We start from the raw sequence: 18,203 nt of genomic DNA on the forward strand, positions 1-18,203 counted from the left end.
TGGCGGATCGCCGGGAAGACGCGCCCGCCCGCCACGCCGGGCGCGCGGGCGGCCGTCCTTGTCAGCCAGTTTGTCCGCTGAAAGCGGCGACGACCCCGCCGTTCGTCACCGATCGCGCCTTCGGGAATTTGCCGCCGCGCATGTAGACTGCACCGAACCGGGCGGTGATCGAATATTGCGAGCTGGCTGCCGCGCAATTCTCCAGGAACAGCTTCGATCCGCCCGCGCTCTCCGCGAGATTGACCATGAAGTCGCTGGGCTGCACGCTTCCGCCCAGCGCGATATCGCCCCTGCTTGCGTAGCAGAAGGTGTCGATGCACCACATCGCCGTGCCGTCATTGGCGATGGCCACGTTCGCGCCCGCGTTGCGCGCGCCCACGCCACGCAGATCGATCCACTTGCCGCCGTCGTGCGTGGTGAAGGCGTTGTTGCTGGTCGATCCCGGCCGGCCATTGTTGAGGCCGGTGCAGTCCATCGTGAACACGAACGCCTGATTGCCGCCCGCAATGTGGCTGTTGAACCCGTCCGACTGGTTGCCGCTCGCATCGCATCGGAGGAAGGCGGCGCCCAGCACGTCGAAGATGCTCGCCCCGCCGCTGGCGATATTCTTCGCGGCGGTGACGATACCGTCGTCGCCGGCGGAATAGCGGAAGGTGCAGTCCTCGGCCACGAACCGATAGGCGGCGGCGGATTGCAGGATCAGCGGCGTGAACCCGCCCGAAAGGTCGAAGCCGCTGACGAACATGTTGCCGCCGCCGGACATGCGCATCACGGCCGCATTGCCCGTCATCTGCAGCGCGCGGCTGTTGGCGTTGGTGACCGCCGCGCCGTCGGCCCGGTTGACGTAGACGATGGCATTGTCGGTCCACCACGATCCCGGCGTCGCGCGGCACGCGGCCAGGCTCGTCGCGAAGGCCAGATCCGGGCGGAGCCCATCCTGGTCCACGGTCGCCAGATCGATCACGCGGCGCACGTCCGCCTGCGTCGCCTTGTAGGTGGTGCCCGTGTCGAGCGACCAGGCCGGGGTGCCGAACAGGCCCGTATCGACGCGGCCGCCCACTGCGATCAGCGCGCAGGCCTTGGTCGGGGTGGATCCGGCGCCCAGTCCGTTGGGGGCCGGATAGGTGCCGGCGCGGACGTTGACGATGTAGGGCGCCGTGCCCGCATTGCCCGCCTGGATCGCGGCGACGATCGATTTCTTGGCCGTGGCCCAGCTCAGGCCGTCGCCGGTGTCGTCGGCCCGGTTGATGTCGACATGATAGGTGGTCGGGTTGGTCCAGGGGGTGACGTCGGGCGTCGGCGCCCAGGCGCGGCGATCGAAATTGGTGCGCACGCGCCCGGTGGCGTCACGCCAGAAGTCGAACGGGAAGAGGCTGCGCGCGTAGGTGAAGCCCTCGGGCCGGGTGAGGGGGGTGCCGAAGGCGAGGCCGCGAGCGGCGAGGCTGCTGTCGCTGATGCCGCCGAGTGCGCCGGAGGTTCGCGTCATCGTTCAGGCCTCCGCGACCAGATCGGTGGCGGTCGTGCCGGTCGCGCGCACATACGCGGCGCGCACCGCGATGTAGCTCGCGTCGGGCAGGTTGCGGTAGGTCACGTCGGCGGCGCCGCCGATCCCGCGCAGCGTCACGTCGCCGCCGGTCCCCACATACAGGCCGCGCGGCACGATCGGCAGCGCGACGCTGTCGCTGGGGGTGACAGCATAGGGTGCGAGCGCCGGTGCGGAGGCGGAATCGGTAAAATTCGCAAAGGCATCGATTGGCATGTGCAAAGCTCCCTTCGAATTGCGTGTTCTCTTTATGTTCCTTCTCCTTTTGTAGGAAAGCGCTTTCCGTGATCGGTGGACAAAGAGCGGGGCATCTGCGATTTTCGTCAGGACATTGAGTAACCTGAAGGACTCCGGCGTTGGCCGAACTGAGCGATTCGAGCAGCCGGATGGATGGACCTTTGGCGCTGGATCCGTCTGGCTCGCCCACGCGCCGCCGGCGCAGCGGCGGTTCGGGGCGCAGCGGGTCGGGCAGCGGATCCTCGGGCAGCGCGCGCGGCAGCCGGTCCTCCCGTTCGGGCGAGGATGCCGGCGCGCTCGATCCGGTGACGACCACGCAGCAGAATATCGTCTTCGGCGTCTTCGCCGTGCTGATGATCTGCCTCACCGTCTTCCAGAAGATCGGCTATGTGCCGAGCAAGGCCTTCATCATCCCGATCATCCTGCCGGTCGCCTATGTGGCGCTCGGCGTCGGCGTGCTGTTCGCGCGCCCGGTCTTCCGGCCGGAGCGGGCGATCCTCTATCTGGCGCTGGTCACGCTATCGACGCTCAGCAATGTGCTGTTCGCGCCGAAATATTCGCTGGGCAGCATGGCGCTCTATTACGCGCTCTATCTGCCCTTCCTGGTCGCGTTCGATACGACGCGCGCCACCTACCGGCGCTGTCTCGATTTCTTCTGCACGGTGATGCTCGTCTTCGCCGGGATCGTGTGGGCGCAGCATGCGATCCAGATCAGCATCGGGTGGCAATATTGGCCCAATCTGGACAAATTGCTGCCGCCGAGCCTGCTCATTCCGGAATTCAATTACATCCAGCCGATCGAATGGGGGCTGAATCTGATGAAGCCTTCGGGGATCGCTTTCCTCGAAGTGTCGATCCTCTCGCAGTTCATCACGTTCGCGCTGATCATCGAGCTGCTCTATTTCCAGCGCGTCCAGCGCGCCGTCTTCTTCGGTGCCACCCTGCTGGCGACGTTCGCGGGCACGGGTCTGGTGCTGCTGCTGGTGAGCCTGCCGATCATCTTCAGCCGCATGAACACGCGCGTGTTCGCGATCATGCTCGCCACCGCTTTCTTCGCCTTGTTCGTCGCGCTGGAGCTGCACTGGTTCGATCTGGTCGCGCACCGCTTCGGCGAGTTTCAGGAGACGGGCAGCAGCGCCAATTCGCGCTTCATCGCGCCGCTGGATCGCATCCGCATCGCGCTGATCGATCCGCACGGCGTCTATGGTGGCGCGGGCGCGGGCCAGATCGAGGCGGGCGGCAACACCTTCTGGTGGCCGATCGCCAAGACCACGGTGGAATATGGCCTGCTCGAAGGCATTTTCTTCTACGTTTTCTATCTGACGTGCCTGTTCGACAAGGCGCCCAGCAAGCAGCTCGCCTTCGTGATCGCGATCTGGTTCTCGTTCGAGGGCACGTTGCTGACGGCGCTCAACCCGATCACCTGCGTGATGTTGTCGACGATGTTCGTCGTGCGGGACGAAAAGCGCGTCCGCCGTCGCCGCTCGTCGTCCGAAAGCGGCAGCGTCTCCGGGCTGGCGGAACCGGGCCCGGCGGTGGCCGTGTGAGGATGTCGTCTTGGCGTTAGTCGATCGTCTGGTTTACGCGATCGGGGATATTCACGGGCGCGCCGATCTGCTCGCCCGCCTGCTCGATCAGATCCGCGCCGATCGCGCGCGGCAGGCGCCGGGCGCGGAGCCCACGCTGGCCATCTTCCTCGGCGATTATGTCGATCGCGGGCCCCAGTCGCGTCAGGTGATCGATCTGCTGCTGGAGTTCCGGCGCGATCCCGCGTTCGAATCGCGCTTCCTGCTCGGCAATCACGAAGACACGATGCTCGATTATCTCGACGGGCAGGTGAGCGGGCTCGGCTGGAGCCGGCATGGCGGCGCGGCGACGCTGCAATCCTATGGCGTGGCGCCGCCCGCCGAGGAGAGCCGTGCCGCCTGGTCCGCCCGACGCAAGGCGCTGGTGGCCGCCGTCCCGCCCGAGCATCGCGCCTTTCTGGAAGGGCTGGAACTGACCATCTCGCTCGGCCAGATCCTGTTCGTCCATGCCGGCATCCGGCCGGGCGTCGCGCTGGATCAGCAGAGCAAGCGCGATCTGCTCTGGATCCGCCGCGAGTTTCTGGAGGCCGAGCGCACCGATCCGTGGCTGGTCGTCCACGGCCACACGCCCAAGGGCGAGGCTTATGGTGCCCCCGGCCGGCTCTGTCTCGACAGCGGCGGCTATATTTCGGGCCGGCTGACGGCCGCGTCCTTCTGCGGCGATACCGTCCGCCTGATCGAAACCGGCCGACCGGAACCGCGCATATTCCCGGCGCAACTCGCAAACGCGGCATAAGGCATTGGTCGTTCCGGCGCGGCGGCGCATCGCGCGTATGACGGTTTTGTTCGCAGTCGCAGCAAAGAGGGCTTGCGGCGCCGCCTGTCTTGGGTGAGGACAGCCTTAACCAAAGTAAGGTGGGGTGGGACCATGCGTATTCTGGTAACCGGCGTGGCAGGCTTCATCGGCAGCCATGTGGCGCGACGCCTGCTGGCGCGCGGTGACACCGTCGTCGGCATCGATAATCTGAACGATTATAATCCGGTCCAGCTGAAGCGCGATCGGCTGGATGCGATCGTGGCGGACGGCGGCGCCGATCGCTTCACGTTTCACCATCTCGATTTCTCGGATCACGAGGCGCTGGATGCGGCGCTGGGCGCGACCGATATCGACAGCATCGTCCATCTCGGCGCGCAGGCGGGCGTACGTTACTCGCTCACCAATCCGCGCGCTTATGTCGCGTCGAATCTCGCCGGCCATGTGAACATTCTCGAGCTGGCCCGCGCCCGGCGCGTCGACCATCTCGTCTATGCCTCGTCCTCGTCGGTCTATGGCACCAGCCCGGATCTGCCCTTCCGGGTCGAGCAGCGCGTGGATTTCCCGATCTCGCTCTATGCCGCCACCAAGAAGGCGGACGAGCTGATGAGCGAAACCTACGCGCATCTCTATCGCATCCCGCAGACGGGCCTGCGCTTCTTCACCGTCTATGGCCCGTGGGGCCGGCCGGACATGGCCGTGTGGGGCTTCACCGACAAGATCCTGTCGGGCGTGCCGATCGAGGTGTTCAACGGCGGCAACATGCGCCGCGATTTCACCTTCATCGACGATATCGTGACGGGCATCATCGCCGCGCTCGACAATCCGCCGCCGGATGACGGCGCAGCCAAGGCGGGCGGCAGCGTCTCGCCGCACCGGCTCTACAATATCGGCAACAACCAGGCCGAGCAGCTGGAGACGATGATCGGGCTGATCGAGGAGAGCTGCGGTTGCAAGGCGATCCGGATCGAGAAGCCGATGCAGCCGGGCGACGTGCCTGCCACCTATGCCGATCTCACCGCGATCCGCGAGGATCTCGGCTTCCGGCCGACCACGCCGATCTCCGTCGGCATTCCGATCTTCGTCGAATGGTTCAAGGGCTATCGCGCGTCGGCCCGCAACTGACCGGTCAAACCGGTTCGCTACAGTCGCGGCAGGCCGTGTGAGGAGAGTTTAGCGTGCGGATCCTTCATCTCAGTTCCCTTTACCCGCCGCACCTCGTGGGCGGTGCCGAGCGCGTCGTCGAGATGCTCGCGGAAGGACAGGCGCGCGAGGGGCATGACGTGAGCGTCGCCTATATCGTGCCCGAGGCGCAGCCGGAGGGCGAGCGTCACGGCGTGAAGACCTATCCGATCGCCAATTCCAATCTCTACTGGATCGATGACGTGCCGTTCAAATCCGGCCCGCTCCGGATGATCAACAAGGCGATCACGACCTTCAATTTCCGCTCGGCCGCCGATTTCGGCAGGATCGCCCGCAAGGTGAAGCCGGACGTCGTGCATTCGCACTCGATGGTCACCTTCTCGCCGCTCGCCTGGCAGCGCGCGAAGAATGCCGGCGCGCGGCTGGTCCACACGCTCCACGATTATGACATGGTCTGCCTGCGCGCGACCCTGTTCAACAATGGCCGCAACTGCGTCACCCGTCGCGCCGCCTGCGAATATGCGTCGCGCTGGAAGGCGACCTACGCCTCGCTGTTCGATGCCGTGGTCGGCGTGTCGGAAGCGGTGCTGGACGAACATGTCACGCGCGGCGCTTTGGCGGGTGTCTCGCCCGATCGCCTGTCGGTGATCTGGAACGGCGCGCGCGTCACTCGTCATGATGCCATCGCCGAGCGCGCGGCGCGGCAGGGCCCGTTCACCTTCGGCTTCATCGGCCGCCTCGTCCCCGAAAAGGGGCTCGACGTGCTGCTCGCGGCCTGCCGCCTGCTTCCGGCCGAGGGCTGGACGCTGCGGATCGCGGGCAAGGCGCCGGGCGAGAATGATTATGAGGAGCGCGCCAGGGGCCTCCCGATCGAATTCTGCGGCTTCGTGGATTCGTCGGCCTTCATGGATACGCTGGACGTGCTGGTCGTCCCCTCGGTCTGGCGCGAGCCGTTCGGCCTCACCGTGGTCGAATCCCTGGCGCGCGGCGTGCCCGTGCTGGGCACGGCGCATGGCGCGGTGTGCGAGCTTGTCACCAAGAGCGGCCTCGGCAGCGATTGGGTGGTGAAGGCGGACGATCCCGCCGCGCTCGCCCAGCGCATGACCGAGATCATGGCGCGCGGGCGGCAGGCGCTGCCCTCGGCCGCCACCTTCGGCGGGCTGCTGGATCAGGTCTCGCCCGAGAAGATGGTGGGCTCCTATCTCGGCCTTTACGAAGGCCTTCTCTCTGATCGTGTTGCTGCGGAGTAAATCGTGCGGATCCTTCATCTCAGTACGCTGTATCCGCCCCATATCGTCGGCGGAGCGGAGCGCTCGGTCGAATTGCTGGCGGAGGCGCAGGTCGCGCTCGGCCACACGGTCGGCGCCGCCTGCCTCAATCGCGAGACGGTCGCGCGCACGGAGCGCAACGACGTCAGCGTCTATCGCATGGCGCACGGCAATGATTTCTGGATGGAGGATGTCGAGGAGCATGGCCGCGCCGCGCGCACGGTCGCCAAGCTCAAGCAGCCCTTCAACACCGCGCTCGCCGGCCGCTTCGGCGCGGTGCTGGACGATTTCAAGCCGGATATCCTCCACAGCCATTCGATGGTGGAGGTCAGCAGCCTGCTCTGGACCGAAGCCGCCAAGCGCGGCATTCCGGTGGCGCACACGATCCGCGATTATGAGCTGCTCTGCACCAATTCGGGCATGTTCAAGAACGGCAAGACCTGCGCCTCGCGCCACGTGAAGTGCAAGGTGCTGACGCTCGACAAGCTCATGCGCCATCGCGCGGTCGGGGCGGTCGCCAGCGTCGGTCGGCAGATCCTCGATACGCATCTGGACGAGGGATATTTCTCCCACGTCGACAGGAATTATCGCCGCGTCATCTGGAATCCGGCGATCGTGAAGGGGGCGGGGGCCAATTATGTGAAGCCCCGGCTCGAAGGGCCGCTGCGCTTCGGCTATCTCGGCCGCATCTCGGCGGAAAAGGGTGTCGATACGATGCTGGAGGCGCTGCGCCTTCTGCCCGCCGGCGGCTGGGAGGCGATCATCGCCGGCAAGGCGCCCGCCGACATGCCCCGGTTCGAGGCGCTCGCGGCGGGCATGCCTGTCACGTTTGCCGGCTTCATGGATCCGAAGGACTTCTTCGAGGCGATCGATGTGCTGATCGTGCCGTCGCTGTGGGCGGAGCCGCTGCCGCGCACGATCCTGGAGGCCTGCGCGATGCGCGTGCCGTCGCTCGGCGCGCGCTCCGGCGGCATTCCCGAGCTGATCGGCGAAGAGAATAAGGACTGGCTGTACGACGCGCATGATCCGGCCGACATGGCCGCGCGCATGGCGCCGATTGTGGAGCGCGGCCGCGACGGCCTCACCTTCGATCGCTTCGAGCTGGTCCTGTCGCAGACACAGCCCAGCACCGTCGCGAACAAATATCTGGATCTGTATCAGGGCGCACTGGCGAGCCGTGGGAAGACCCTCTCCGCGGCGGCCTAGGCCCCGGATCGACCTCGGCTCCTCTTCTTCGTCACCCCGGCCTTGAGCCGGGGTCCCGCTGCCTTTGTTCCGGGTTCGGTGCGCGAAGAAGCGGGATGAAACGAACCCGCGCTCGCCTGTTATGATGGCGCGATGCGGCGGTGCGCGGCGATGCCGTGCGCCGGATTTCAGGAGACAAGCAATGAGCGCACTTTCGGCGGGCAATGTGGCGATCGTGACGGGCGCGGCCGGCGGGATCGGCCTCGCCGTGGCCCGGCGGCTCGCGGCTCGGCAACTCACCGTGTGCCTCGTCGATCGATCCGATACGGTGCTGGAGCGCGCCCGTGAGCTGGCGGGCGCCGAGGGCTTCGTGGCCGATGTGTCGGATCGCGGAGCGGTCGAGGCGCTGGCGGCCGATATCCACGCCCGCTTCGGGCCCGTCTCGTTCCTGATGAACAATGCCGCGATCGCGGGCGGTGCCGATGCGCTGGGCGGCGCCGATATCTGGGCGGACGTGCTCGGCGTGAATTTGATGGGCGTGCTGCACGGGATCCAGGCGTTCGTCCCCGCCATGATCGCGAGCGGCGCACCGGGCATCGTCGTGAACACCGGATCCAAGCAGGGCATCACCCAGCCGCCCGGCAACACCGCCTACAATGTCAGCAAGTCGGCCGTGAAGGCGCTGACGGAGGGGCTGGCGCACAGCCTGCGCGAGGGGGCGGGGGACCGCATCGGCGCGCATCTGCTGATCCCCGGCTTCACCTTCACCGGCATGACAGCGCGGGCCGAAAAGCCGGACGCCGCGTGGACCGCCGATCAGGTAGCGGATTTTCTGTTCGAACGGATGGCGGCGGGCGACTTCTACATCCTCTGCCCGGACAATGACGTCACGCGCGACACTGACGAGAAGCGCATGGCCTGGGCGATGGGCGACATCATCGAGAATCGCCCCGCTCTGTCGCGCTGGCATCCCGATTATCAGGATGCCTTCGCCGCCTTCCTGAAAAGCTGAGGTGCGGCCTCAGAGGGCCAGTTCCAGCCCCTCGTGCGCCAGCAGGTAGCGCTTCGCCTCCAGCCCGCCGGCGAAGCCGGTGAGCGTGCCGTTGCCGCCGATCACGCGGTGGCACGGCGCGACGATCGAAAGCGGGTTGCGGCCGTTGGCGCCTCCCACCGCGCGCACCGCATTGGGCGATCCGATCGCGCGTGCGATCTCGCCATAGGTGCGCGTCTCGCCGAACGGGATGGCGAGCAGCTGCTCCCACACGCGCTTCTGGAAATCGGTGCCCATCGCATCCAGCGGCAGATCGAAGCGCGTGCGCGTGCCGGCGAAATAGTCGCGCAGCTGCGCCTCCGTCTCCATCAGCACGGGATGGTCGGGCCGCTCCTCCATCGCGCCGAGCGTCACGCGGCCCGGCCGGTCATCCTCCCACAGGATTGCGGCGAGCCCGTTGTCGCTCGCCACCAGAGTCAGCGTGCCGACGGGCGAGGGCATTGTTGTGAAAGCGTAGGTCATCGAATGTCTCCGGCTTTCCGCCTTTGGGGGCGATGCGATGCCCCTTAAAACCCGTTCGTGCTGAGCCTGTCGAAGCACCGTCCTTGTTCTTTCAGCGTGAGGAGAAGAACGGCACTTCGACAGGCTCAGTGCGAACGGAAAAAGAAGGGCATCGTCGAACGTCGAGCGATTTAGCAGCGCGGGCCGCTCTCCGCCTCCCGCCGCTTGCGCTCAAAGCGGGGTCAGTCGCTGCCCAGATAGAAGACGAAGGAGGTGAAAAGGCTCAGCGTGATCGTCGTCATCACCAGCATCGCCGCCGTGCGCCACAGCGCGCTGAAGCGGCTGAGATCATAGGCGCCCTTCAACTGCCGGTAGATGTGGATCGGCGGCACGATCATCGCGATCAGCGGGATGATCGCGCCGGACAGGCCGATCCGGCCCAGCACCGCCAGCACCACCACCGCCAGCGACATGAAGGAGAGCGAGTAGATCGCGAAGATGGCGTGATCGTAGAGGCCCACGTCGCGGCGGAAGCAGAAGAGCAGCCAGATGAAGGGCACGGAGATGGGGATCAGCGCCCAGCTATATTTGTAGGCGTAATTCTTCATCTTGTAGACGACGAGTTCGGGATTATCGGCCGCATGCGCCAGCAGCCCGCCCACATAGGGGATCTGCGTCACCGGGCTCGGCGCCTCGCTGGCATGGTCCGCCGCGCCCTCGGCGGCCTTGCCCGCGACCGGCGTCGTGCCGGCGGCTTTGGCCGCCACTTCCGCCGCTTTCCGGGCGGCCTGCGGGTCGGCGGCGGCGCGGCTGGCCTCCACCGCCGCCTTGCCCACGCCCGCCAGCCCGTGCGTCTCGATCGCCCGCAGCGCGGCCACCTCGGCGGTCAGATCGGTGATCTTCTCGGTCAGCCGGGCGCGATCGTCGGGGTCGGTTTCCTCGGCGAGCAAACGGCGCGTCTTGTCCAGTTTCACGCGCGTCTTCACGATCTCGGAGGCCACGCCCTGCTTGGTCGCTTCCGCCTTCGCCTTGGCGCCATGCCCGCCGAGATTGGAGACGACCGCGAACATCAGGAAGACGGAAAACAGGAACAAGGCGATGGGCGAGACGAACTTGGCGCGCTCGCCCGCGACATAGCGCTTGGTCAGCTCGCCCGGCCGCAGCGCCAGCATCGGCAGCGTGTTCCAGATCTTGCCCTCGAAATGGAACACGCCGTGGGCGAGATCGTGGACCAGCGCCATCAGGTTGCGATGGACATGCCCCGCCTGCCCGCAGACGTGGCAATAGGGCCCTTCGCGCACCGTGCCGCAATTGGCGCAGGGCTCGTGCACGTCATGTCCCACCGCGGGCTCGCCCAGCCGTGCGCGCTCCACTTCGCGCGCCAGCAGGCCGGCCGTCGCCAGGTCCCCGATCGTGTCCGCCCCCTCGGTCATGGGGCGATGATGCCGAAGCGGTCGCGTTCCGTCGAGGGGGGTCAGTCGGTGCCGGGCAGGCGGCCCTGCGCGCGCCAGCGGGCGATCGTGCGCGCCAGCCGTGCGGGCTCCTCGGCCGCCACCTGCCAGCCCAGCGCGAACGAGGGATCGGACGAAGCGGGCAGCTTCTCCGGCTCCAGATCGTCGAACACCGCGCGCATCGGCAGCGCGACGCCTTCGCCCACCACCACGGCCTCGCGATTGCGCAGGCCCGGGATCGCGTCGATCAGCCCGCGCGCGCCCTCGGGCACGGCCGAGCGGACATGCGCCTGATCCTTGTCGTTGTTCAGCCGCATCGAGACGATCGTGCCGCACTGGGAAAGCACGCCCTCGGCCAGATCGGACGGCCGCTGCGAGATCAGGCCGAGCGACACGCCATATTTGCGGCCTTCCTTGGCGATCCGCTCCAGAATGCGGCGCGCGGGCGACATGGCATCGGCCGGAATGTAGCGATGCGCCTCCTCGCACACGAGCAGAACGGGCCGGGCATCGGCTCCGCGCGACCAGAGCGCATGATCGAACACCAGCCGCGCCAGCAGCGCCACCAGCACCGGCGTGATCTCGGACGGCACGGCGGAGAGATCGACGATCGCGATCGGCTTGCCGTCGGCGGGCAGGCGCAGCAGGCGCTGCAGCACCGCCTGCATCGTATCGCCCACCATCATGCCGGAGAACATGAAAGCGTAGCGCGGATCCACCTTCAGCTCGTCGATCCGCGCCTTCAGCCGCAGATAGGGGCCGATGCCCGTGCCGCCCTTGTCCAGTTTGCCCATCTCGGCCGAGAGGATGTTGCCCAGATCGGAGAGGAGATAGGGGATCGGGCTGTCGGCGGTGAGCCGGGCGATGCCCTCCGACGCCCGATTGCGCGCGCGTGCGGCGAGCAGGCATTTGGCGAAGATGTCGATGTCGATCTGACGCTCGGGGCCGCGCGCCGTCACGAAGATCTCGGCATGCTCCTCCAGATTCATCAGCCAATAGGGAAGGGCGAGGCTCGTCACGTCGAACACCGCGCCGGCTCCCGCGAAGGAGGCGCCATATTCGCCGTGCGGATCGATCATCAGCACGTGGCCATTCGTCGCCCGCTCGCAGATGCGGTGGAGCAGAAGCGCCGCGGCGGAGGATTTGCCCGTGCCGGTCGAGCCGAGGATCGCGAAATGGCGGCCGAGCAGCCCGTCGATATAGAAAGCCGCGCGCGCCTCGCCCGCCGAATGGATCCGGCCGAACGTGATGTGCGGCCGTTCGTCGGGTGCGAAGATGGCGATGCGATCCGCCTCGCTCGTCGCATAGAGGCGGCAGCCGGGCAAAGGCAGGTGGCTCACGCCGCGCCGGAAGCGGCGAAAGCTCACGCCGTCGGCATCGGCCTCGCCCACGAAATCCAGATTGGCCACGATCAGGTCGCTGTCCGCTTCCTCGCGGCGCAGCGCGCTCACCTGCGCGATCACCCAGTTGGTGCCGACGGGCAGCTTCAGGTGGCTGCCGATCGCGCCGGGCTGGGCGGGTCCCGCCTGGCCGAGCGTCGCCAGCATGGCGGCGTCCAGCGTCGCGCGCGCGCCGGCCCCGGAAATCTCCAGAACCCGGCCGATTTCGATGGCGCCGTCGGAGGCGGCGGTCAGGCGGAGATCCATCATCGTCATGCCCCCAGCCCATAGCCGCGAAAGCTTAAGACGCTCCTGACGAGGTCCGCGCCGGCGGAGAGGCGTGGCGGCGGCCCGCGCCCGGCGATAAAGCGGGCACATGGCCGATTATTTAATCCGAGATGGCAAGCCCTCCCTCGCTTATCATCACCGCCCCGGCACGGGCCCGACGATCGTGTTCCTGCCGGGCTACATGTCCGACATGAACGGCGGCAAGGCGCTCGCGCTGGAGGCGTGGGCGATGGCGCGCGGCCACGCGATGCTGCGCCTCGATTATGCCGGCTGCGGCGAGAGCGAGGGCGTGTTCGCCGAACAGACGCTGGCGAGCTGGCATGAGGACGTGCTGGGTCTGATCGATAATGTCACCGTCGGGCCGTTGGTGCTGGTCGGCTCCTCGATGGGCGGGTGGCAGATGCTGCTCGCCGCCGTCGCCCGGCCGGATCGCGTCGCGGGCCTCGTCGGCATCGCCGCCGCGCCCGATTTCACCGAATGGGGTTTTGACGACGCGATGCGGCAGACGCTGGCCGAGGATGGCCTGCTGGTCGAGGAATCGCCTTATTCCCCCACGCCGATGATCACCACGCTGCCTTTGTGGCAGAGCGGGCAGGCGCTGCTGCTGCTCGATGATGAGATCGCCTATGATGGCCCCGTCCGCCTGCTCCACGGTCTGGACGATCCCGACGTGCCACCCTCGATCTCGTTCCGGCTGGGCCGGGCGCTGCGTTCAGACGATGTGCAGACGATTCTGGTCAAGGGCGGCGATCATCGCCTGTCGCGCCCGCAGGATCTGGATCTGCTGGTGCAGACGGTCGCCCGCCTGATCGAGAGCTGAGTGATCCTTCTTTTCCTTCTCGCCGCCGCTGCCGGCACGTCCCCCACGCCGCTGGCGAAGCTTCCGGGCGACGATACGGCGCGCTTCAACGCCTGCGTCGCGCTCACCAAGAGCGATGTGCCGCGCGCACTGAGCGAGGCGACGGAGTGGGCGAAACAGGCGGACAATCTGCCCTCGCGTCACTGTCTCGGGCTGGCCCAGGGCGCGGATGGCGACTGGAATGCCGCCGCCGCCACCTTCGTGCGCGCGGGCACGGCGGCCGAATCCGCGAACGATCCGCGCGCCGTGCTGCTGTGGACGCAGGCGGGCAATGCGGCGCTGGCGGGCGACGATCCGCAACTGGCGCGCACCGCGATCGATCGCGCGCTGAAGCTGCCGGGCCTGACGGAGGTGATGCAGGGCGAGGCGTGGCTGGATCGGGCCCGCGCCAATGTCGGGCTGAACGATCCGGCGGCCGCGCGCATCGATATCGATCGCGCGCTGAAGCTGGTGCCGAACGATCCTTTCGCCTGGCTGCTCTCGGCCACGCTGGCGCGGCGTCAGGACGATCTGGAGCGCGCCTCGCGCGACATATCGGAGGCCGCCAAGCTCGCGCCCGATGCGGCGGCGGTGGCGCTGGAGGCGGGCAATATCGCGATCATGGCGGGCGCCGATTCCGCCGCGAAAGTGGCGTGGGAACGCGCGAAGAAGCTCGCGCCCGGCGATCCGGCCGGGCAGGCGGCGGCGGCGCAACTGGAGGAATTGGCCGCTCAGGCGGACGACCCGCCGAAGAAGTGATCTCCGATCATCGCTGTTCGTGCCGTTCGCAATGACGAACCAGGGGGAGCCGCTCGCGCCCACATGTTCGTTCGTTCAAAGAGAGAGGCCGAGGCGGACCAGCACGGTATCGCCAGCCGCGCTGGTCGCGGGTGTATCCCGATCCGACGCCCGTATGTCGTTACCCACATAGAGCAGGCTCACCGTGATCGGCCCGCGAGCATGCTCGATGCCGAGCTGCCAGTCGAAATAGGCGCCGCCGGGGCGCAGCCGATCGGCGCGGGCGGCCTTGCTCACGTCGCCGGAGGAATGGCCGATGCCGCCGGTCGCCGAGAAAGGCGTGCCCAGGATCGCCACGCGCGCCTGAGCCGCCAGATAGAGATTGTCGCCGCCGATCGCTTTCTGCCGTGGTGCGTAGCTGGCGGACAGATCAAGGGAGGCCGGGCCAAGGCTGGTGCCGATGCCGCCTTGCACCTCGGCATAATCGAGCGGGCCCGAACCGCCGGCGAAGAGGTGGCCGACGATGCCCGCATCCAGACGGATGGCGCCGGTTTGCGCGCGCCATGAGGCGCCGAGATCGAATCCGGCATCGGCGCCGCCATGGCGCGCCGCGCCCCGGAGCGTTGTCGCGGCGGCATCCAGCCGGAAGGCCGGGGAGGGATCGATCGCGAGCGCCGCTCGCGCAGCGGCTTTTCCTCCACTCCAGCTGAGGCCTCGCCGCCGCTCGTCCGATCCGGCCTCGAAGGTGGCCGTGGCGGCACGGGCCGCCACCGGCAGGCATAGGATTGCGAGAGCCAGAATCGTGCGGGCGGCGGCGATCACCTTATTCCGATCCGCCGCCGGCCACCGCGATGCTGGTAGCCACAACCGGGCCGTCCGCTTCCGCCACCGTCACGACATGGTCTCTCAACGTGGCGTTGCGGCGCGCCACGTCGCGCTCGATGCCGGAGGCGACGGTCAGGCAATCGCCCGCGCGCAACCCGCTCAGCACCGTGCGGCTGCCGAGCGGGGTGGGCTCGCTGCCGGGCGGCGTGCGCGACACATGGATGTTGGCATTCCAGTCACAGATCTGGGTGCTCATCCGCCCCGGTGCGCTGGCCATGCCGCGCTGCTTCAGCGCGATGTTGGTCACGCCCTCATAGGTCGCGGTCACATTGCGGCCCTGATGCTGGTGATGGATCGTGTGGGAAAGATGGGTGGCGGGCGGTGTGCCTGCCATCGCCGCTGCCAGGGCGGTGATCATGAGGATGCTCATCTCAGGTCTCCTGCGAACGCCGGGCTATGCTGCCCGTACGCCCGAGCCGAGATGGTGTGGCCGCATGTCCTCATCATGTCGCATCGGTGAGTTTTGATGCCGGATACGACAAGGCCCGGCCTCCGATCGGAAGCCGGGCCTCGCGATTTCAGGCCTTGCGGCCGGAGCTTACTGCTCCTGATCGGCGCGGCTGGCGCCGTTGCCGTCGAGATTCTGGCCGACGAAATCCCAGTTGATCACGTTCGCCAGCACCGTGTCCGCGAACTTCGGACGCGCGTTGCGATAGTCGATGTAATAGGCATGCTCCCACACATCGAGCGTCAGGAGCGGCTTCACGCCTTCATACACGATCGGCGTGTCGGCATCGTGGTAGGAGGTGATCTTCAGGGCGTCGCCCTCCAGCACCAGCCACGCCCAGCCGCTGCCGAAATGGCCGACGGCCTCGGCGGCCAGCTTCTTCAGCAGTTCGTCGGTCGAGCCGAAGGCGGCCGTGATCTTCTCGGCGAGGATGCCGGTCGGCGCCTGGCCGGCGGGCGCCAGGCAGTTCCAGAAGAAGGTGTGGTTCCAGATCTGGGCGGCGTTGTTGAACAGGCCCTTGTCGCCCGTCTCCTTCGCCTTCTTGGTCACGTCGATCAGGCTCAGCCCGCCGAGCTTCTTCTCGTCGATCCAGCCGTTGACCTTGTCGACATAGGCCTTGTGATGCTTGCCGTGGTGATATTCGAAGGTCTCCGCCGACATGTAGGGGTCGAGAGCCGAGCTGTCGAAGGGAAGCGGCGGAAGTTCGAAGGCCATGACTGCATCTCCTGGCTGGGTGTCGAGCGCCCCTAACGCCGCTTGGCGGCAAAGGTCACCACGAAATCGACTGTTGCGAGTCGTTAGCAGATGGGCGTCGGGCGAGCCCCTCGGGCGCCCCGCCGGCCCCCGATCCTTTCGCCGCCGAAGCGACTCGTACGTCGATGGCCTCCAGCGGGTTGCAGCCAATAGCGTTTATGAACAGCGCCAATCGATTTTGCGCCAAATCAAAATGCGGCAGGCAAGATGCTAATGCTGCATGCACAGTTGCAATCAAGCGTATCTAAAGGCTCTTCCACACGGGGCGCGGCTTTCAGCCTGTTCAGGTCCGCACTCGCGCTCCTCTGTGCGTGGGGCATGCCATGATGATTTCAAGACCCGATTGATCGCATCGCGTCGAGGCGGTGTTTTCATGCAACAGGCCGTATGACGTTTATGTGACATTCAGGTTCCGGCGCCCAATGGCGCCGCCCCGCGTCGTTGGCATCGTTTTCCCCACCCGCCGACCACGCGACTGAATGGAGTTGAATATGCGCTATCTTCTCGTCGCCGCAGCCGCCATGGCCGTTGCCGCTCCCGCGTTCGCGCAGGACGCCGCGCCGTTCACCGGCGCCCGCATCGGTGCGACGCTCGGCTATGACAAGACCCATGGCCGCGACGGTTTCACCTATGGCGGTTCGTTCGGCTACGATTATGCCATCGCCCCCAAGATCACGATCGGCGCCGAGGCTTCGCTCGAGGATTCGACCACCAAGTTCGGTGATGTCCACGCCTCGCGCGATCTCGCCATCTCGGGCCGCGTCGGCTACGTCCTGACCCCGCAGATCCTGGGCTTCGCGAAGGTCGGCTACGACACGACCCGCATCGACGTCGCGGGCAGCCACACCAACCTCGAGGGCGTGCGCTTCGGTGGCGGTCTCGAATATGCGATCACGCCGCGTTACTACATCTCGGCCGAATATCGCCGCACCGAGTATGAGAACAACTTCGGTGGCCGCGACGCGGGCATCGTGGGCGTCGGCGTCCGCTTCTAAATCCTGAAAGCCGGAGGTGGCGGCGCCGAGGTGCATCCGCCGATGGCCTGACGGATGAAGACGAAAGCGCCCGGCTGGCAGCCCCCGCTGCCGGCCGGGCGTTGGCGTATTTGGCGTCCGTTATGGCGAGCGCTCTATTCGCAGGTGGCGTTGCTCTAGCCCGGCGCCTTTTCCAGCAGATCATGCCGCCGCAAGGCATGGCGCAATTGATCGTAGGTCAGCTTCAAGGCCAAAGCGGTCTGGCGCTGATTGTAGCGGCAGCGTGCCAGCGCCGCTTCCAGCAGCATCCGCTCATAAGCATGGCAGGCGGCGCGCAGATCGTCGCAGTCGACGGAGGGCATCGCCGTGGCGACCACGGCCGGTTCGCTCAGTGCCGCCGGCTCGGCCGGCACGATCGCCGTCGCGGGCTTCAGCGCCGCCAGCCGCCAGGGCGAGGCGAAGGGATCGAAGCTGATCTCCTCGATCGGGCGCCTCTCATCCTCCCAGCGATAGACGGCGCGCTCCACCACGTTGCGAAGCTCGCGCACATTGCCGGGCCAGCCATAGGTCTGCAGCGCCTCGGCCGCCTTTCCCGAGAAGCCGGGCCAGCGATCCCAGCCGATCTCCGTCGCCATGCGCCGCCCGAAATGCTCGGCCAGCACGGGCACGTCGCCCTCGCGCGCGCGCAGGGGCGGCAGGGTGATCACCTCGAAGGACAGGCGATCGAGCAGATCGGCACGGAAGCGGCCTTCTTCCGCCATCTTCGGCAGATGTTCGTTGGTCGCGGCCACGATGCGCACGTCGACACGGATCGCCCGGCTCGCGCCGATGCGCGTCACCTCGCCATATTCCACCGCGCGCAACAGCCTCTCCTGCGCGCCCATGCTCAGCGTGGCGAGTTCGTCTAGAAAGAGCGTGCCGCCGTCGGCTTCCTCGAAGCGGCCGGCGCGCGCCTTGGTGGCGCCGGTGAAGGCGCCCGCCTCATGGCCGAACAGCTCGGCCTCGATCAGCGTCTCGGGCAGCGCCGCGCAGTTGAGCGTCACGAGCGGGCCGGACCAGCGGCCGGACAGGCGATGGAGGCGCTCGGCCACCAGTTCCTTGCCCGTCCCCCGTTCGCCGATCACCAGCACCGGCCGGTTGAGCGCGGCCGCCCGGCTCGCGCGTTCGACCGCGTCGAGAAAGGCCGAGGACTGGCCGATGAACTGAACGTCGCGGTCCATTCCGGCAATTTGGCGAATTTT

The 18,203-nt window shown here is 67.1% G+C and carries 18 protein-coding genes; 9 read left to right on the forward strand and 9 right to left on the reverse strand.

All coding sequences use genetic code 11. The features are described 5' to 3' along the window. Positions 1–61: 61 nt before the first annotated feature. Positions 62–1,486 carry a hypothetical protein gene (locus HL653_RS05205; protein WP_171743582.1) on the reverse strand — a complete coding sequence of 475 codons (1,425 nt, stop codon included), beginning with the start codon at positions 1,484–1,486 and terminating at the stop codon, positions 62–64. 3 nt (positions 1,487–1,489) lie between these two features. Next, a complete protein-coding gene (locus HL653_RS05210) occupies positions 1,490–1,759 on the reverse strand; it encodes a hypothetical protein (RefSeq protein ID WP_171743583.1) in 270 nt (89 codons plus the stop codon). 140 nt (positions 1,760–1,899) lie between these two features. On the opposite strand from HL653_RS05210, the gene HL653_RS05215 reads away from it, so the two are divergent. The 6 genes from HL653_RS05215 to HL653_RS05240 all read left to right on the forward strand — a co-directional run bounded on the left by HL653_RS05215 (position 1,900) and on the right by HL653_RS05240 (position 8,728). Beyond that, entirely contained in the window at positions 1,900–3,327 is a 1,428-nt protein-coding gene (locus tag HL653_RS05215; RefSeq protein ID WP_171743584.1) for a hypothetical protein, read from the forward strand. A gap of 10 nt (positions 3,328–3,337) precedes the next feature. Then, positions 3,338–4,102, forward strand: a complete 765-nt coding sequence (locus HL653_RS05220) for a metallophosphoesterase family protein (protein ID WP_171743585.1) — start codon at positions 3,338–3,340, stop codon at positions 4,100–4,102. A 132-nt stretch (positions 4,103–4,234) separates the two neighbouring features. Continuing rightward, positions 4,235–5,245, forward strand: coding sequence for an NAD-dependent epimerase/dehydratase family protein (locus tag HL653_RS05225; protein WP_171743586.1), 1,011 nt, complete (start codon positions 4,235–4,237; stop codon positions 5,243–5,245). 53 nt (positions 5,246–5,298) lie between these two features. Next, a complete protein-coding gene (locus HL653_RS05230) occupies positions 5,299–6,513 on the forward strand; it encodes a glycosyltransferase family 4 protein (RefSeq protein WP_171743587.1) in 1,215 nt (404 codons plus the stop codon). Between the two features lie 3 nt (positions 6,514–6,516). Continuing rightward, positions 6,517–7,737: a glycosyltransferase family 4 protein gene (locus HL653_RS05235; protein ID WP_171743588.1), complete on the forward strand. Its 1,221-nt coding sequence runs from the start codon at positions 6,517–6,519 to the stop codon at positions 7,735–7,737. A 181-nt stretch (positions 7,738–7,918) separates the two neighbouring features. Beyond that, on the forward strand, positions 7,919–8,728 hold the full coding sequence (locus HL653_RS05240; protein WP_171743589.1) for an SDR family NAD(P)-dependent oxidoreductase: 810 nt from the start codon (positions 7,919–7,921) through the stop codon (positions 8,726–8,728). Positions 8,729–8,737: 9 nt separating this feature from the next. Here HL653_RS05240 and HL653_RS05245 read toward each other — a convergent pair whose 3' ends face one another. From HL653_RS05245 to HL653_RS05255, 3 genes are all read right to left on the reverse strand, one after another. Then, positions 8,738–9,229, reverse strand: a complete 492-nt coding sequence (locus tag HL653_RS05245; protein ID WP_171743590.1) for a methylated-DNA--[protein]-cysteine S-methyltransferase — start codon at positions 9,227–9,229, stop codon at positions 8,738–8,740. A 221-nt stretch (positions 9,230–9,450) separates the two neighbouring features. Continuing rightward, positions 9,451–10,641, reverse strand: a complete 1,191-nt coding sequence (locus HL653_RS05250) for a DUF3667 domain-containing protein (RefSeq protein ID WP_171743591.1) — start codon at positions 10,639–10,641, stop codon at positions 9,451–9,453. 41 nt (positions 10,642–10,682) lie between these two features. Next, positions 10,683–12,314: an ATP-binding protein gene (locus HL653_RS05255; protein ID WP_253717566.1), complete on the reverse strand. Its 1,632-nt coding sequence runs from the start codon at positions 12,312–12,314 to the stop codon at positions 10,683–10,685. A 100-nt stretch (positions 12,315–12,414) separates the two neighbouring features. Here HL653_RS05255 and HL653_RS05260 point away from each other — a divergent pair, with 100 nt between their 5' ends. Next, on the forward strand, positions 12,415–13,146 hold the full coding sequence (locus tag HL653_RS05260) for an alpha/beta fold hydrolase (RefSeq protein ID WP_171743592.1): 732 nt from the start codon (positions 12,415–12,417) through the stop codon (positions 13,144–13,146). Continuing rightward, a complete protein-coding gene (locus HL653_RS05265; RefSeq protein WP_216599952.1) occupies positions 13,147–13,923 on the forward strand; it encodes a M48 family metallopeptidase in 777 nt (258 codons plus the stop codon). Between the two features lie 75 nt (positions 13,924–13,998). On the opposite strand, the gene HL653_RS05270 is transcribed toward HL653_RS05265, so the two are convergent. The 3 genes from HL653_RS05270 to HL653_RS05280 all read right to left on the reverse strand — a co-directional run bounded on the left by HL653_RS05270 (position 13,999) and on the right by HL653_RS05280 (position 15,949). Continuing rightward, on the reverse strand, positions 13,999–14,724 hold the full coding sequence (locus HL653_RS05270; RefSeq protein ID WP_253717569.1) for a TorF family putative porin: 726 nt from the start codon (positions 14,722–14,724) through the stop codon (positions 13,999–14,001). 1 nt (position 14,725) lies between these two features. Next, positions 14,726–15,157: a hypothetical protein gene (locus HL653_RS05275; protein WP_171743593.1), complete on the reverse strand. Its 432-nt coding sequence runs from the start codon at positions 15,155–15,157 to the stop codon at positions 14,726–14,728. A 168-nt stretch (positions 15,158–15,325) separates the two neighbouring features. After that, positions 15,326–15,949, reverse strand: coding sequence for a superoxide dismutase (locus HL653_RS05280; RefSeq protein WP_171743594.1), 624 nt, complete (start codon positions 15,947–15,949; stop codon positions 15,326–15,328). Between the two features lie 530 nt (positions 15,950–16,479). On the opposite strand from HL653_RS05280, the gene HL653_RS05285 reads away from it, so the two are divergent. Further along, complete coding sequence (locus HL653_RS05285; protein WP_171743595.1) at positions 16,480–16,983, forward strand: outer membrane protein; 504 nt, start codon at positions 16,480–16,482, stop codon at positions 16,981–16,983. 155 nt (positions 16,984–17,138) lie between these two features. On the opposite strand, the gene pspF is transcribed toward HL653_RS05285, so the two are convergent. Then, positions 17,139–18,182 carry a phage shock protein operon transcriptional activator gene (pspF, locus tag HL653_RS05290; protein ID WP_171743596.1) on the reverse strand — a complete coding sequence of 348 codons (1,044 nt, stop codon included), beginning with the start codon at positions 18,180–18,182 and terminating at the stop codon, positions 17,139–17,141. Positions 18,183–18,203: the final 21 nt, after the last annotated feature.

It is taken from the genome of Sphingomonas sp. AP4-R1 (genome assembly GCF_013113735.1).
GTDB lineage: Bacteria > Pseudomonadota > Alphaproteobacteria > Sphingomonadales > Sphingomonadaceae > Sphingomonas_I.